The sequence below is a fragment of the Sphingobacterium sp. genome, from assembly GCF_032065005.1.
Classification (GTDB): domain Bacteria; phylum Bacteroidota; class Bacteroidia; order Sphingobacteriales; family Sphingobacteriaceae; genus Sphingobacterium.
Map to the genome: position 1 here is coordinate 1 of NZ_DAMBMM010000006.1, position 16,532 is coordinate 16,532.

Sequence of the window (16,532 nt, forward strand, 5' to 3'; positions counted from 1 at the left end):
TGCCATAAATAATGAACCCCAAAAGTTTTTGTCTAACTTTTGGGGTTCACTTCAAATTGACACCCTTTTTCTATTCTTTCAACTCTTGGATAGCCCTTTCAACAGCGACAGGGTCTTTCAAATCAACCCCTCTTTTTTTCATCGAAATATAATAATTACCCGGAATAATAACATATCGATATTGTATGTTGACATTTATGGAAACTACTGGGCCACCATCATAAACCATTCTAAGAATTACTAATTCCCTCAATTTGGGGTGAAAGGTGATGGTCGACATCTTAAAAAACGCATTACTTGAAAATGGCAGTGGGTAAACACCTTGACCATAATCCAAATAAACCAAAATAGCAGAATTTGCTAAAACCTCCTTAGTTAATTGTGGTTCATAAATGTGAGCAGCTCTAACCCTTGTATTGTCAAATGATGTATCCACCATGCGGACCGCTAATCTCCAACCTGAATACATAATCTTAACATTGGCTTTTAAATTTGTTCCAGCTCCCCAACCAGTACTCGTCTTTGGTCCATATAAAACCATTTGAGCAGTGTTAAAATAAAAGTCGCCTACAACACCCAATGTTACCGCAGGAATTGCAGTACCTGAAAGAAATTGAGAGCCATTTTTCCCATTGGCTCCATTGGTTCCGTTCTTCCCATCAGCACCTTTGAGTTTGGTCGGTTTTCCCCAACCTGCAGCTACCTTTGGCCCATACAAATCACCCGTCGTCGTTCTAAAGTAGAAATCTCCATTTTTACCCAAACTTGCAGCAGGAACTACGGTACCACTATAAATCATAGATCCATCAGCTCCTTTTGCTCCAGTAACACCTTTATCGCCCTTATCTCCTTTTGCTCCTTCAGGGCCCATTTCACCCTGATCACCCTTCTTACATGAACCTGTCCCGAAAATAATGAAGGCCAGTAAAATCATTAAAAATTTAGTTTTCATAATCTTTTGTTTAAAATCATCATATATTATTGGATGACCTAAACTACTTGTTAATGAAAACTTAAATTATCAATAATGAGTAAAACCCAGTGCAGATTGAGTGAACAATTTATTCTAATGAGGGATTAAATCATAAGCTGTTTAAACATAAATCATCAAATCAATTTAAAGTCAGGGTATTCAACCCTTCCTTCACTTTAAATTCCTTAACAACCTCCCCAAAACGAACTTTAACCTTTTCAGCAGCTTTTGCTTGTACAGTTAAAGAAACAATCTTACCATTTTCCCATTTGAAACTTAGTTTTTTGTCACCCCTAGTTTTTATTCCATTGACTGAACCTGATTCCCATGAAGAAGGAATGGCTGGTAATAGATGGATTTCATTGTTATGGGATTGAACTAACATTTCAGCAAAACCGGCAGCTCCACCAAAATTCCCGTCAATTTGGAATGGTGGATGGGTACTGAACAAATTAGGCAGACAGGTTTTCCCGATCAACTCCTTTAGATGTTTATTAGCTTGTTCTCCATCATATAATCGAGCATAAAAATTGACAATCCATGCTTTACTCCAACCAGTATGCCCTCCCCCTGAGGCAAGTCTGTTTTCAATCGTTTTCTTGGCAGCCTCAAATAATTTAGGGTCATTAGGATTAATAGAATTCCCTGGATACAAACCCAACAAATGCGACATATGTCTATGCCCAGGCTCCACTTCATCATAATCATGGATCCATTCCTGGATTCCACCATTTTTCCCTACTCGGATTGGAGGTAATTGCTTCCTCACTCCTTTTATCCGTGCCACCAGCTCCTTGTCTTCATTCAATATTGTGGCAGCTTCTTCGAAATTATCAAAAAGCTCTAAAATGATTTCTATATCTATGGTACTCATATAAGATAACTGGGACCTAACTTCTTTCCCATCAACCATGGTCTTAAATTCATTTTCTGGAGAGTGAGAAGGATTAGTCACTAAATAACCCTCAGGTGACTTGATCAAGAAATCTAAAACCCATAACAAAGAACCTCGAAGAATAGGATAAGCCACATTCTTCAGGTATGCCCTATCTTGACTGAAAGCAAAATGCCGATAAACCGGGAATGTCATCCAAGGACCAGCCATTGGCGATACACCCCATACGCCATCAGCCACCCCTGTTCTTCCAAATGGGTCAGTCAAGTGGTGGATCGTCCAACCTCGCGCAGCATACATTTCCTTTGCCGTTCTTTCGCCCGGTTTCATTAATTCTTTCATGAATTTCGCCAATATCACACTTGTTTCCCCTAAATCTCCAGACTCCGCAGGCCAATAGTTCATTTGCAGATTGATATTGGTATGAAAATCAGAGTTCCATGGTGCTTCATATTCTTGGTTCCAAATCCCCTGCAAATTCGCCGGCAATCGTCCTGGAGATCGACTTGAAGACATCAAAAGATATCTGCCATATTGATAAAAAAGTACTGGCAGTCCAAAGTCTTCTTGCCCTTCCGAAAAAGCCTTCAACCTTTGGTCTGTAGGCAAATTTGATTCAGCAGATGAATTTATGGACACTTTAACCCTTTCAAACATCGACCGATGATCATTTACATGACTGAGTAAGTAATCCTGAGCTTGATCATCTAAAATTAAACCCAATCTACTTTTTACATCAGCCTCCAAATTTCTGTTTCCAGAAAAATTAAGCTTCTCCAATTCATAATCAGTCACACCTGTATAAACCAATTCAAGCTTTTTTACATCTTTAAATCGAATTCCAGATCCAGCATCATCACTGAATACTTCATATTCCCCATCTATGCTCTTGACCATAAGTCCAGCTGCAAATTGCATATGTGATCCGGCAGGTCCAGCATCCTTTTTGACTGAATCTTGAATCTGCCCCGAATAATATGCTCCATTCTTCCATGTTCCATATTCCTTCACATCTCGACTCCTATCAAGCTTTACAGTAAAGGAAATTGCTGCTGTTGACTCCCATTTCAGAAACATGGCATCAGCTAATGAAGGAATGTAGGAAGTTTGAACTATTTGATTCGATTTGACCATAAATGTCGTCCGATGGACTCCTTCATTAAGATTAAGAACTCTTGAATATTCTTCTACCTTTTCACTTCCCCAATCGTATTCCACTCTTATATTTCCCAATGGCTGATATGATCGGATCCTAGCAGGAGTGCCAACCATATACTTTGTTGCCAATTCTTTAGCCAATTCAAATTGATTTCGGAAAATGGCACCTTGAATTTCCTTCAAATGCAAAGCAGATTCAGGATTATTTTTATTGATTTGGTTTCCTGCCCATAGGCTCTCCTCATTCATCTGGAACAGCTCATGATCATATCTACCATGAACCATCGCCCCAAGACGCCCATTACCCAGTGGCAATGCTTCTGTCCACTTGGCAGCAGGTTGTTGATACCATAACTTTAGATCATTCTCCTGTCCGAACAGAAAACAAGGAATTAATATGAAGATTAGGTTTAGTAGGTTTTTCATTTCATTAATTTACGAATTTTGACCTAAGACCAAAAAACAAAAGACATTAGACTTGTGGAAGTTTCAAGTCTAATGTCTTTTATCTCTAAATCTTGTGTGAAAAAAGAAAGAGAGCAACTCGCATTGCTCTCTTTCCCTTAATTATTCGCCTTGCGGCTTATTTTCTTGTTTTGGCTTATCTTCTCTTGGAGGACGAGGCAACAAAACTTTACGGGAAAGCTTCATCTTACCTTGTTTGTCTACATCCAAAAGTTTCACGGTAACCATATCTCCTTCTTTGAACACTCCGTCCATAGTCTCAAGACGTTTCCAGTCAATTTCAGAAATATGTAATAATCCGTCTTTACCTGGCATGATTTCAACGAATGCACCAAATGGCATGATTGATTTCACTTTACCTTCATAGATCTCACCAATTTCTGGTTTAGCAACGATCGCTTTGATTCTTGCCAATGCAGCATCGATTGCTTCCTTATTATCAGCAAAGATTTGAACCACACCTTTATTGTCAACTTCTTCAATTGAAATAGTAGCACCAGTTTCACGTTGCATTTCTTGGATAATTTTACCACCTGGTCCAATTACAGCACCGATAAATTCTTTATCGATTAAGATTTGGATGATACGTGGAGCGTGTGGTTTGTAGTCCTCACGTGGAGCAGAAATAGTTTTAGCCATCTCTCCCAAGATATGTAGACGAGCTTCTTTCGCTTGATCTAATGCCTGAGTCAACACTTCCCATTTAAGACCATTGATCTTAAGGTCCATCTGACAACCTACAATACCTTTTTCAGTACCGGTAACTTTAAAGTCCATATCGCCTAAGTGATCCTCATCACCTAAGATATCCGAAAGGATTGCATATTTACCTGTTTTCTCATCAGTGATCAGTCCCATTGCAATTCCTGAAACCGGAGCAGCAATCTTAACACCCGCATCCATTAGCGCCAATGTACCAGCACATACGGTTGCCATAGATGATGAACCATTTGATTCTAAGATATCAGAAACAACGCGGATAGTATAAGGATTATCTTCTGTTGGAAGGACTTGTTTCAATGAACGCATCGCTAAGTTACCATGTCCAACTTCACGACGACCTGGACCTCTGTTTGGCCTTACTTCGCCAGTTGAAAATCCTGGGAAATTATAGTGTAAGATGAATTTGTTGTAACCATGGAAGAACGCTCCATCGATCATTTGCTCATCATCTTTTGCTCCTAATGTCACAGACGTCAATGATTGTGTTTCACCACGTGTAAACACTGCTGAACCGTGAGCTGCAGGTAAGTAATCTACCTCAGTCCAAATAGGACGTACAGTACGAACATCACGACCATCTAAACGAATTCCTTCATCTAATACAAGATTACGAACTGCGTCATATTGAACATCGTGGTAATACTTCTTCATCAAGAATTCTGTATCCTCATCGATCTCATCACCCATGGTTTCAAAGAATGATTGACCAATCTCAGCAAACTTCTCAGTACGCTCATGCTTGCTAGATTTTGATTTAGCAACTTCATAAACTTTCTCATAAGTTGCAGCATAGATCGCTTCTTTCAATTCTGGATTAGAAGGCTCATGGTTGAAATCACGTTTTTCTTGTGATCCAACTAGGTTTGCCAATTCAATCTGTCCAGCAACTTGCTTTTTGATAGCTTCGTGTGCAAAAGCAATCGCTTCTACCATTTCAGTTTCTGAAATTTCTTTCGCCTCTCCTTCTACCATCACGATGTCTTGTGCAGAACCCGCAACGATAAATTCCAAAGATGCTTTCTCCAAAGCTGAAACAGTCGGGTTGATCACCAACTCTCCTTCAATCTTCGCAACACGAACCTCTGAAATAGGTCCATTGAATGGAATATCAGAAACAGCAATAGCTGCTGATGCTGCCAATCCTGCCAATGCATCTGGCATAATTTCTTTGTCCGCAGAAATTAAGCTTACCATAACCTGCGTATCTGCATGGTAAGTCTCTGGGAACAATGGACGTAAAGCCCTATCGATCAAACGTGAAATCAAAACCTCATAATCTGAAAGCCTTGCCTCACGACGTAAAAATCCTCCTGGAATACGACCTGTAGCCGCATATTTCTCTTGGTAGTCTACTGATAATGGAAGAAAATCAGCACCTGCTTTAGGTTCTTTTGACGACACCACGGTCGCTAGCAACATCGTTGCTCCTTGTTTCAAAACTACTGATCCATCAGCCTGTTTAGCTAACTTACCAGTCGACAATTCAATGGGAGCTAGTCCGCCACCCATTTCAATTGTTACTTTCTTTTCGTTATAACTCATTGTTTTTTCTTTGTGATGCATTTGCCTCATTTTACATGCACCAAATTAATATTGACCTTTTTAATCGCACAAAGGTAATTAAAAATTCATTGCCGAATCATCAACGGCCAAAATTTTAGAATCTCTGCCCATTCATTATAAGCGTGGTGCAATTTTATTAATTCAAAATAAAAAAAGGGACCCTGAATTTTCAGGGTCCCTTTTAAAAGCTCTTTACAGATTGCTTATTTGATGATATCACGTAAGCCTAATGCTTTGATGATAGCACGGTATCTTTCGATATCCTTTTTGTACAAATAAGCTAATAATGAACGACGCTTACCTACTAATTTTTGTAGGGAACGTTGTGTGTTAAAATCTTTTCTGTTTGATTTCAAGTGCCCAGTTAAGTGAGCAATTCTTTTTGTAAATAAAGCTACTTGTCCTTCTGCAGAACCTGTGTTTTCAGCTGCTCCTGCAAATTCTTGGAAGATATCAGCTTTGTACTCTTTACTTAAATACATTTCGTGAATAATATTAAAGCGTTAAAAATTTTATTAATTGCGTGCAAAGTTAACATCTTCTTACCGAAACAAAAAATTTATTGTTCTTTTATTGATGCTTCTATTGCTCAGTAACTTAGAATTATACTTTAATGTAGATTTTCTTTTGATCTAACCAGTAACAAATCGCCCACATCACGACCAGAAAACATAATGAATAGGCAAACGAACCTATTTCGGGAATTCCTGGAATCTGTGCACATACATTTTTATAGAACCAGGTTAACGGACTACCGAATGTTGTTTCTCCAAGGTCGTTCACTCCCATTGGAATCCGGATTAAACCCAAGGTCTTCGGCAACAACCCACTTAAAACAAAGATAAAAAGTGGATTTTTCCCAAAGACATCAAAGAATCGTGTCAACCAATTCTTAACTCCCTGCACTTCTATATACCAGATCATGGTTCCAATAGTCAGAATTCCTAAACCAGTGGTATATAAAACATATGAACTTGTCCAGATCTTTTTATTGATTGGAAATCCTAATGACCAGATCCATGCCAAGACCAATAGAATAAAGCCAGTTACAAACATCCCTGACAACAACTTAAAATGAGGTTCATTGCTCTGTGGTACCTTTGTCCATAACCAATCTACTTGACCTTGCTTTTTGATGAAGACTCCAGCCAAATAACCGAAAACGACCTGAACAACAGCTGGCATAGCACTCATTAATCCCTCTGGATCAAACGGAACACCTTCTCCTTTATACATATGTGCAACCCCAAGGATCTGCTTGTCTATCGCTGTACCAAACCACCCTTCTAATGAATAAGGATCTCCTGTCCCCAAAAAGGCACATAATCCCCAATAACCTAAAAGGATCGCAGCTGAAATATATATTAAGGTTCTAGGTTTAAAATAATAAGCCAAAATAGAGGCAAAGAAATAAGCAATGGCAATTCGCTGTAATACCCCTAAAATCCGAACTCCCTGTTCAGGATTGCTGCTATTTACCCATTCCCTAAATTGAAGGACCCCATCAGACCAATGTACAAATGGAAACCAGTTCAATCCCAATCCAATCAAAAAGATCAGTATCGTTCGCTTGATCACTTTCTTCCAAAATATGCCATCGCCAGCCTCCTGTAATCTCGGAATCACAAATGACATCGCATTTCCAACTGCAAATAGAAAAAAAGGAAATACCAAATCCGTAGGGGTACAACCATGCCATGGAGCATGCTTCAAAGGTGCAAACATGTGCGACCAGGTCCCCGGGTTGTTAACCAAAATCATTAAGGCAACTGTCGCTCCCCTAAAGACATCTAATGAATAATAGCGCTGTTTCATAATTTATATTCTCCCGAAGTTACAATTAAACCCACATAAAAATGCAATACATATTCTTTTTATTAGCCAAACAGGCATAAAAACGCATAAATCCTCGCTACTTTGCTCTATTTTCTGATAAATTTAACAACACTTATTAATTTTTTTAAAAAGTATTTGTTTGTTAATTGCTTTTTATCATAACTTTACGAAAGTATTAAATAATCAATTTTAACTTTGGATAGCCTTAAATTATCAATACTAAAGCGGTTATATTTTTCCAATCCGCAATCGATTGCAGAACTTAGTGCGTCGATTGGGAAAAGTGTGCCCAATATTACCAATGCCGTAAATAAATTATTGCAACTAAACCTGATCGAACAAGACGGCCTTGCCCCTTCCACAGGCGGTAGACGTGCTGCTCAATTTGTGCCCAACGAAAAACATCTCCCTTTAATTCTATCCATTGCTATTGACCAATTCTATACTTCAGTGGTCGTTGTTGACTTTAAAAACCAATATAAAACTGCAATAAACACTGAAGTGATCGACCTAAGAGAGGACGATGCTTATGAAAAAATTATTGCACTGACTAAAAACACAATCAAACAAACCGACGCTTATCAAATTTATGGAATCGGTATAACCATTCCTGGATTTGTAGATAGCAAAACTGGCAAAAACAATTCTTATAGTAGCAATTCCCCATTCTACGACCTGAAAACTAACATTCAAAAAGAATTTAATTTGCCGACTTTTGTGGAAAATGACTCTTCCGCAATTGCAATAGCAGAACATAAATTTGGATCTGCAAAATCCATTCAAGATGTTATGGTGGTTAACCTCAATTGGGGTGTTGGACTAGGAATGATCCTGGACAACGAACTCTACCGTGGACATTCTGGATTTGCAGGTGAGTTCAGTCACATCCCTCTTTCTGACTCAAACAAACTTTGTTCTTGTGGTAAAAAAGGCTGCTTGGAAGTTGATGCTTCCCTGTTGGCTGCCGTAGAATCTGCATCTAACTCTCTAAAATCCGGCGAGGCATCCTCGCTACAAGCTGTTTTCAAACAACAAAAATACCTGACTGGTGACCAACTTTTAACTGCTGCCATACATGGAGATCAACTCGCCATGGAAGCGGTCAATAAAATTGGATATATGTTAGGAAAAGGTATTGCAACCCTAATCCATATCATCAACCCTGAATTGGTGTTGATATCTGGACGTGGTGCAAAAGCCAAGGATGTACTGTTGCCTAAAATTCAAAGCGCAGTATTGGAGTTTAGTATCAAAAGATTATCACAAAACACAAAAATTGAATTCTCTAACACAGAAAACATACAATTATTGGGTTCAACATGCATCTGCATCTTGAACGCAGACAAAAACATCTATAAAACACAATTAATAGACTAATTACTTAAAACATCAACAAATGAGCAATTTTTACTCAAAATGTTGCAGTATAACCTTAGTTATGCTTTTCAGCTTATCTTCGTTATTTGCACAACAAACTGTTACGGGGAGAGTAACAGATCCTAATGGAGCAGGTCTTCCAGGAGTGAGTGTGTCTGTTGTTGGAACAAACAAAGCAGCTCAATCCAACATGGATGGAAACTACTCCATCGAAGCCAATAATGGCCAAAAACTACGCTTCACCAGTGTAGGCTATCAAACACAAGAAATCAATGTTACTTCTTCTACATTAAATGTAACCATGCAGGAAGATGCTGGTAACATCGATGAAGTCGTGGTAACTGCCATGGGTATCAAAAGAGCACCTAAGGAATTAGGGTATGCCATGAGTACCGTTGAAGCAAAAGAATTGACCAAAACAGGTTCACCTAACTTTGCAGGTGCGTTATATGGTAAAGCGCCAGGCGTTCGTATTTCTGCAGCGCCAGGTGGTGCAACTTCTGGTATTAACATCAATATCCGTGGTGTCAACTCAATCACCGGTAACTCTCAGCCTTTAATTATTATTGATGGTGTTCCAATGAGAACGACTACCTTCAATAACTCTAACTACTGGGGTGACCAAAGAGCAAGAGGTAACGGATTAGAAGACCTAAACCCTGAAGATATCGAATCCATCACTGTACTTAAAGGTGCTTCTGCAGCCGCTCTATATGGTTCCGAAGCATTGAATGGGGTAGTAATGGTGACAACAAAATCTGGTAAAGGTGGAGAAGGCGTTGCAATCGACTTCAACGCAACCTACACCCATGACCAGATCGCCTACTTACCTCGCTTTCAAGATGTGAGAGGTCCAGGTTATACCACTCAATATGCTGATGCAGGTCAAGGTGAAGACATGTTCTTCTATTATGGTGATGATCTAGCTGTTGATGGTGTAAAAAGAGGTCTTTTAGGAGCAACAATTAACTTTGGTCCTAAATTCGACGGCCAACCTGTTGTTTCTTGGGATGGTAAAGTAAGACCTTATGTAGCGCAAAATTCATATGGCAAACTATTCAACAACCCAAATAACACCATCTTCAACTTAGCCCTATCGCATACAAGTGATAAAGCAAACACAAGGTTCTCGTTGACTAGACAAGACAACGAAATGACCGCTCTTTCTTCTTACAACAAGAAAAACATCGCTAGTATCAATTCAACTATGAAATTCTGGGATAAATTGACCACAGATATCGTAGTAAACTATGTTAACCAACATACCCACAACAGACCATTCTTGACAGACCGTCTTGTAAACAACTTTACAGGGATGATCTCAACTTTTGATAATCCAGAGTGGTATTTGGACAGATATAGCACTAGCTTGGGCTATAAATATGTAACTGGTTCTAACCAAAGTTTGACGCCTGGAGAAAACCTAAGACACAATGGCTATAAAGCTGACGTATTAGACTTCATGTGGAATAACTTGGCTAGACAATATGATGAATACTCGAACAGGGTTATCGGTTCATTTACCAACACTTGGCAAGTAACACAAGACTTCTCTATCCGCGGTAGATTCTCTGCAGATATGACGAACTTAAAAACAGATGATAAACAACCAAACGAAATTCCGGTTGCATTCGGACAGTCTGGATATTATGCATCTAATAATACAACTGCAAATATTTACTACACCGACTTATTGGCTTCATACAGCAAGCAAATCACCGAAGATGTAAAATTAGGGGCAATGCTTGGTTATACAGCTACTAAATTGAATACTACGAATTTATCTGCAAATACCGACGGTGGTTTATCAGTAAGAAATTGGTATGATATCAGTGCATCTAACAATATTTCAAGAGGAAACTCAACAAAATTGAACTCTTTACGTGATGCTACATTCGGAACCATCAACTTTAACTTTAAAGATTTCTGGTTTGTGGAAGGTACGTTAAGAAGAGAGCAAATTTCTCAAATGCACCCTGATAACAACGTATTATACTACCCTTCAGTAAATACCAGTATTATCTTGAATGAAGCTTTCCAAATGCCTGAATTCTTCAATTATGCTAAATTAAGAGGTTCATATGGTATCGTGGGTAAATATCCAGACATCTACTTAAGTGCCTTAAGTTATTCCCAAGCTACTTTGGGTAATCAAGGTACCGATGCATCAGTATTGTACACTCAGATCCCAACTTCTTCTTTCGGTAATGAGAAAATCAAACCTGAAAACAAACACGAATTGGAAATTGGTTTAGAAACTAGATTGTTCAACAACAAATTAGGTTTAGACATTACCTATTATAACGGTAAAATCGTTGACCAGATCTTAAACTATACCCTTCCTTATTCTACAGGTTCTAATTCAATCCTTGCTAACGTAGGTACATTGAGAAACACTGGTTACGAATTTGCGTTAAACGGAGCTCCTATTTCAAATGATAACTTCAAATGGAATTCGATCTTAAACTTTGCATTCAACCGCAATAAAGTAGAAGCCCTTCCAGGTGGTGCTTCCCAATTAATGTTAGCAGATTACGATGGTTCTGCAGCAAGATTAGTTGCAAACGTAGGCCAATCTATGGGTGATATCATGGTACACCCTTACGTATATGATGCAAGCGGCAAAAAGATTGTTAATGATAATGGTCTTTACCAATTAGATCCAGATGAATGGGTAAAAGCGGGTAATGCAATGCCAAAAGTAACAGGTGGTTTCATCAATACCTTCACTTACAAAAACATCACTTTAGATGCATTGATTGACTTCCGTTGGGGCGGACATGCCATGCCTACTGGTATCAACTGGATGAAATCTCGCGGTCTATTGGAAGAAACCCTTACAGCAATGGATGCTGAGCACGGTGGTCTAAGCTACTATATCAAAGATGGTAAAGGTATTGCAACAACTGGAAACGCTGGCCCTGCTGGTGAAAAAGTTTTCCACGATGGTATGGTAATGGACGGCGTATTAGCAGATGGTTCTCCAAACACCAATATCATTTCTCAAGCATTCTACTACGCTCAAACTTACAACTGGGGAGGTCCTCAATACTCTAACTCAAACTACGGTTTGTATGTTCAGAAAAACAATTACATTAAATTAAGAGAACTTTCATTGGGTTATAGATTACCTGCTTCTGTAGCAAAAAGCTTAAGAGCGAAAAACCTTCAGATCTCTGCATTTGCAAGAAACCTATTCTTCATTTATAGATCAATGAAAGATTTAGATCCTGAGCAAATGACAGGTGGTTCTTATTGGGTAAACAACGTTACTAATGCGGGTACTTCTCCTGCAACTAGAACTTATGGTTTCATGTTACGTGCAAGCTTCTAAAATTATGAAAACAAACAAATTATTGGTGATCGCGGGATTAATGGCTGCATCACTAGCAACGATAACCTCTTGTAAAAAAGAGTCCTTTGATGCTGAATATCGGAACCCTTCTAAAGTAACGAGTTCAACCATCGAAAAACAATATACAGGTGTACAATATGGCTATATAGAATTAGTCGTTCCTACCTATAGAAATTACTTTGTAACCCTTTCTCCAACCATCCACCGTTATCTACAGACGATTGGCTGGGCAAACACCACTGATCAATTAACGCCAGGTATGGCCGCAATTAACGATCGTTGGGAAAGATACTATAGAGGATTAGCTCAATTCAGGGAATTTGAAAAAGTGTATAACGCTAGCCCTGAAGATGAAAAGGCAATGAAGAAAATCTTCTTATTGACGGCAAAGGTCTTTTTCTATGACCTAACACAACAACAAGTGGATTTACATGGCGATATTCCATGGTCTCAAGCTGGTATGTTAAGTACAAATGGTGGTGATTATACCATCTCTTACTCAAAATTTGACAAGGCTGCTGATATCTATACAGCTATGTTAGACGATTTAAAATCTATCAGTAATGAGTTGAGCAATTATACGCTTCCAGCAGCTGTAGTTAGTTCTTTCAAGACTCAAGATCTGGTTAACTCTGGAAATGTAGACTTGTGGAAAAAATACTGTAACTCTTTAAGATTACGTATGCTGACCCGCGTTGGAAAAGCTTCTCAGTTTTCTGCTAGAGCTACCCAAGAGATCAATGAGATCTTAGGTAATCCAACAAAATTCCCTGTCTTGGCATCAAATGCAGATAATATCCAAATTGATATCTTCAATAACGCTTCTGATGTGAATGCAAGAGGATTTAGGGATGCAATCGAAAGCTGGAACAACAATATTGCTGGAAAAGTAATGATTGACCACATGCTAAACAATGCCGATCCAAGACTTCCATTTATGTTTGAACCAGGAGCTGGTGCCAATGGAGCTTTCATCGGTCTAGATCAATCCCTTACAAGCGCTGTTCAATCTTCACAGATTGCTGGAACACCTGCTAACCCGAGTAAGATTGCCATCTATAACAGATCTACTTATTCTCGCAACCAGAACTTCCCTGGTATCTTGATCACGGCTTCAGAAGTTGATTTCTTGAAAGCAGAAAATCAATTGAACAGTGGAAACGCGACAGCAGCAAAAGCTAGTTTTGAAAAAGCTATCAAAGAATCCATTGAACTCCAGGTTTCCTTGAGAAATATCAGTAATGATGGAACCGTAGCAAAACCTACTGCTCCAACTGCGGCTCAAACAACAGCTTATATCAATAAAATCGGATGGGGAACAAACAATCTCCAATTGATCGCTATGCAAAAATGGTTACACTTCAACATTATCCAATCCGTAGAAAACTGGTCGGAGGTGAGAAGATTAAACTACCCAACTTTTGCTTTCCGTGTTGAAACTTCGGATTTCCAAAAAACAGTTCCTGTAAAATGGAATATGGTTCAAGATGAAATTACGTACAATCAAGAAAACTACAACGCTATCAAAGATCAAGATAACGTAAATACAAAATTATTCTGGGATGTAAATTAATGCCCAAACTAATTATTATTTGAAAAGCCACTTCGCGTGGCTTTTCTTTTATCAACCCCCTAAACTTTATACCAATGAAGAGATCAACATTATTTACCGCAGCTTTCCTCCTTGCTTCATCCCTTTCTTTTGGCCAAGCGCACAACGTCTCCGCGGGTTATCAAAAACCTACTGATCAACAGGTCATCCAGAACCTGGAGCAGTGGCAGGACATGAAGTTTGGGCTTTTTATGCACTGGGGAACCTACAGCCAATGGGGAATCGTGGAAAGTTGGAGTATTTGCCCTGAAGATGAAGGCTGGACCCAACGCAAACCCGAACACGGAAAAACCTATTTTGAATATGTAAAAAATTACGAAAACCTACAGAAGTCTTTTAACCCAATAGATTTCAATCCCGAAAAATGGGCCGATGCAGCAAAAGCTGCCGGAATGAAATATGTCGTATTTACGACCAAACACCACGATGGCTTCGCCATGTTTGACACCAAAGAGTCTGATTATAAAATCACTTCCAAGAACACCCCTTTCTCTAGTAACCCAAAGGCCAACGTCACCAAGGAAATTTTCAATTCCTTCCGAAATGAAGGGTTCAAAATAGGAGCCTATTTCTCCAAACCGGATTGGCACACAGAACACTATTGGTGGCCCTATTTCCCACCAAAAGACAGAAATGTAAATTACGATCCTACTAAATATCCAGAACGCTGGAACAATTTCAAAAACTACACCTACAACCAGATCAATGAACTGACCTCCGAATATGGAAAAGTTGACATCCTATGGCTTGATGGGGGCTGGGTCAGACCCTTCAGTACCATTGACCAATCCGTGGATTGGCAACAAGGCATCAAGGTCGAACAGGATATTGATATGGACCGTATCGGTGGAATGGCAAGAAAAAATCAACCTGGAATCATTGTAGTAGACCGTACTGTTCCCGGAAAATGGGAAAATTACGTGACACCGGAGCAGGCTATTCCTGAACATCCGTTAGATATTCCTTGGGAAAGCTGTATAACCATGGGAAATTCCTTCTCTTATGTGCCTAATGACCAATATAAGCCTACAAAAAAGATTGTAGAAACCTTAGTCAAGATTATTTCTCGAGGTGGCAACTACCTGATGAACATTGCTCCTGGACCAAATGGAGACTTTGACCAAGCTGCATACGATCGCCTTAAGGAATTGGCAAAATGGGTGCAGATCAATGAGTCTGCAATTTACGCTACGAGAAGTGTTGCTCCATACCATGAAAATGAATATTACTACACCCGTAGCAAAGACAATAAGACTATCAACGTATTTCACTTGTCCGAAGGTGAAAAATACAGTGCTCCAACCTCCTTTTCATTCCAAATCCCTGCCAACAGTAAAATTAAGGCAGTGAAAATCCTAGGCCATCATGAAAAAGCAAAATGGACTTTAAAGGAAAACATACTCACTGTACAGAATTCAGCCAAGAACCTGGATTATGCAACAGCCATTCAAGTCAGCTTAAGATAACCACTATCTGATTACAATTTCTTATCTTAAATACCGGATAAGAAATTGTAATCTAAATTGAAAACAACGCGTATGAAAACCTCCTATATAATCATCCTTCTTCTTTTTAACTTAAATCTTTTCGCGCAATCTCCTCAACCTGAAATATTGAAATCGGAGTTTCTTTTTGAACAAGGCAAATATTTCGATCAATGTCATGCTTCAACCATTGAGGAGGCAAAAGACGGAACCTTACTGGCCAGTTGGTTTGCAGGAACTCATGAGGGCAACCAAGATGTTAAGATTTGGGGCGCTATATATGATGGAGAGAAATGGTCCGAACCAACAATTTGGGCCGATGGAGTCGCTGATAAAACCTATCCATGTTGGAACCCCGTGCTTTTCCGAAAAAACAACGATCAAACCATCTATCTTTTTTATAAAGTGGGCCCCAATCCAAGGGAATGGTGGGGAATGGTCAAAACCTCAAAAGACAATGGAAAAACTTGGTCAAAGGCAGAAAAACTACCTGATGGAATTTTAGGCCCAATCAAAAATAAACCTAAACAGCTTTCTAATGGTACCGTTGTTTCTCCATCCAGTGAAGAATTAAGTGAAACCCGTTGGCTTGCCCAAGTTGAAATTGCAGACAAGAATATGAAAACATGGAAAAAATACCCAATCAACCATGAATCAACCTTGAATGTCATTCAACCAAGCGTTCTACAACACCCAAACAATAAGTTACAGGTTTTATGCCGCAGCAGAGAGGGTTCGGTCATTTCATCTTGGTCTACCGATAATGGCAAAACTTGGTCAGACCTTGAAAAAACAAATCTGATCAACCCCAATTCTGGAACTGATGCCATACCGGTAAACAACCAATATTGGATTGTTTACAATCCTGACATTCCCGGAAAAGAATGGTGGGAAGGAAGAGCGAAATTAAATATTGCCTTTTCCAATGATGGACTGGACTGGAAAAAGTTCATGGAATTAGAAAATCATGATAAAGGTGAATTCAGCTACCCGACCATCTTCCAAGATTCCAAAGGCAAAATTCATATAACTTACACCTACAATAGAGTCAATGTAAAACATGTGGTTTTAGACCCAAAATAAAACAGAAG

10 protein-coding genes are annotated in these 16,532 nt (G+C 39.1%); 5 read left to right on the top strand and 5 right to left on the bottom strand.

The annotated features are described in order from the left end of the window. Window positions 1-70: 70 nt before the first annotated feature. From RT138_RS10885 to RT138_RS10905, 5 genes are all read right to left on the bottom strand, one after another. The gene (locus RT138_RS10885) at window positions 71-952 is read right to left on the bottom strand and encodes a hypothetical protein (protein ID WP_313190702.1); all 882 of its coding nucleotides are present in this window, start codon (window positions 950-952) and stop codon (window positions 71-73) included. A gap of 160 nt (window positions 953-1,112) precedes the next feature. After that, entirely contained in the window at window positions 1,113-3,452 is a 2,340-nt protein-coding gene (locus RT138_RS10890) for a glycoside hydrolase family 95 protein (RefSeq protein WP_313190703.1), read from the bottom strand. Window positions 3,453-3,593: 141 nt separating this feature from the next. Beyond that, complete coding sequence (pnp, locus tag RT138_RS10895; RefSeq protein WP_313190704.1) at window positions 3,594-5,756, bottom strand: polyribonucleotide nucleotidyltransferase; 2,163 nt, start codon at window positions 5,754-5,756, stop codon at window positions 3,594-3,596. 224 nt (window positions 5,757-5,980) lie between these two features. After that, window positions 5,981-6,259 carry a 30S ribosomal protein S15 gene (gene rpsO / locus RT138_RS10900; protein ID WP_093100604.1) on the bottom strand — a complete coding sequence of 93 codons (279 nt, stop codon included), beginning with the start codon at window positions 6,257-6,259 and terminating at the stop codon, window positions 5,981-5,983. A gap of 121 nt (window positions 6,260-6,380) precedes the next feature. Beyond that, window positions 6,381-7,592 carry a heparan-alpha-glucosaminide N-acetyltransferase domain-containing protein gene (locus RT138_RS10905; RefSeq protein ID WP_313190705.1) on the bottom strand — a complete coding sequence of 404 codons (1,212 nt, stop codon included), beginning with the start codon at window positions 7,590-7,592 and terminating at the stop codon, window positions 6,381-6,383. A 306-nt stretch (window positions 7,593-7,898) separates the two neighbouring features. On the opposite strand from RT138_RS10905, the gene RT138_RS10910 reads away from it, so the two are divergent. The 5 genes from RT138_RS10910 to RT138_RS10930 all read left to right on the top strand — a co-directional run bounded on the left by RT138_RS10910 (window position 7,899) and on the right by RT138_RS10930 (window position 16,524). Continuing rightward, window positions 7,899-8,990, top strand: coding sequence for an ROK family protein (locus RT138_RS10910; protein WP_313190706.1), 1,092 nt, complete (start codon window positions 7,899-7,901; stop codon window positions 8,988-8,990). 61 nt (window positions 8,991-9,051) lie between these two features. Further along, window positions 9,052-12,324 carry a SusC/RagA family TonB-linked outer membrane protein gene (locus tag RT138_RS10915; protein WP_313190707.1) on the top strand — a complete coding sequence of 1,091 codons (3,273 nt, stop codon included), beginning with the start codon at window positions 9,052-9,054 and terminating at the stop codon, window positions 12,322-12,324. Between the two features lie 4 nt (window positions 12,325-12,328). Further along, window positions 12,329-13,918 carry a SusD/RagB family nutrient-binding outer membrane lipoprotein gene (locus tag RT138_RS10920; protein ID WP_313190708.1) on the top strand — a complete coding sequence of 530 codons (1,590 nt, stop codon included), beginning with the start codon at window positions 12,329-12,331 and terminating at the stop codon, window positions 13,916-13,918. 74 nt (window positions 13,919-13,992) lie between these two features. After that, a complete protein-coding gene (locus tag RT138_RS10925; RefSeq protein WP_313190709.1) occupies window positions 13,993-15,423 on the top strand; it encodes an alpha-L-fucosidase in 1,431 nt (476 codons plus the stop codon). Between the two features lie 72 nt (window positions 15,424-15,495). Beyond that, window positions 15,496-16,524, top strand: a complete 1,029-nt coding sequence (locus RT138_RS10930; RefSeq protein ID WP_313190710.1) for a sialidase family protein — start codon at window positions 15,496-15,498, stop codon at window positions 16,522-16,524. Window positions 16,525-16,532 lie beyond the last annotated feature (8 nt).

Bases quoted from the DNA above. Each gene is read 5' to 3' on its own strand.
- RT138_RS10885 (WP_313190702.1), bottom strand. From the start codon at position 952: ATGAAAACTAAATTTTTAATGATTTTACTGGCCTTCATTATTTTCGGG.
- RT138_RS10890 (WP_313190703.1), bottom strand. From the start codon at position 3,452: ATGAAAAACCTACTAAACCTAATCTTCATATTAATTCCTTGTTTTCTG.
- pnp (WP_313190704.1), bottom strand. From the start codon at position 5,756: ATGAGTTATAACGAAAAGAAAGTAACAATTGAAATGGGTGGCGGACTA.
- rpsO (WP_093100604.1), bottom strand. From the start codon at position 6,259: ATGTATTTAAGTAAAGAGTACAAAGCTGATATCTTCCAAGAATTTGCA.
- RT138_RS10905 (WP_313190705.1), bottom strand. From the start codon at position 7,592: ATGAAACAGCGCTATTATTCATTAGATGTCTTTAGGGGAGCGACAGTT.
- RT138_RS10915 (WP_313190707.1), top strand. From the start codon at position 9,052: ATGCTTTTCAGCTTATCTTCGTTATTTGCACAACAAACTGTTACGGGG.
- RT138_RS10920 (WP_313190708.1), top strand. From the start codon at position 12,329: ATGAAAACAAACAAATTATTGGTGATCGCGGGATTAATGGCTGCATCA.
- RT138_RS10925 (WP_313190709.1), top strand. From the start codon at position 13,993: ATGAAGAGATCAACATTATTTACCGCAGCTTTCCTCCTTGCTTCATCC.
- RT138_RS10930 (WP_313190710.1), top strand. From the start codon at position 15,496: ATGAAAACCTCCTATATAATCATCCTTCTTCTTTTTAACTTAAATCTT.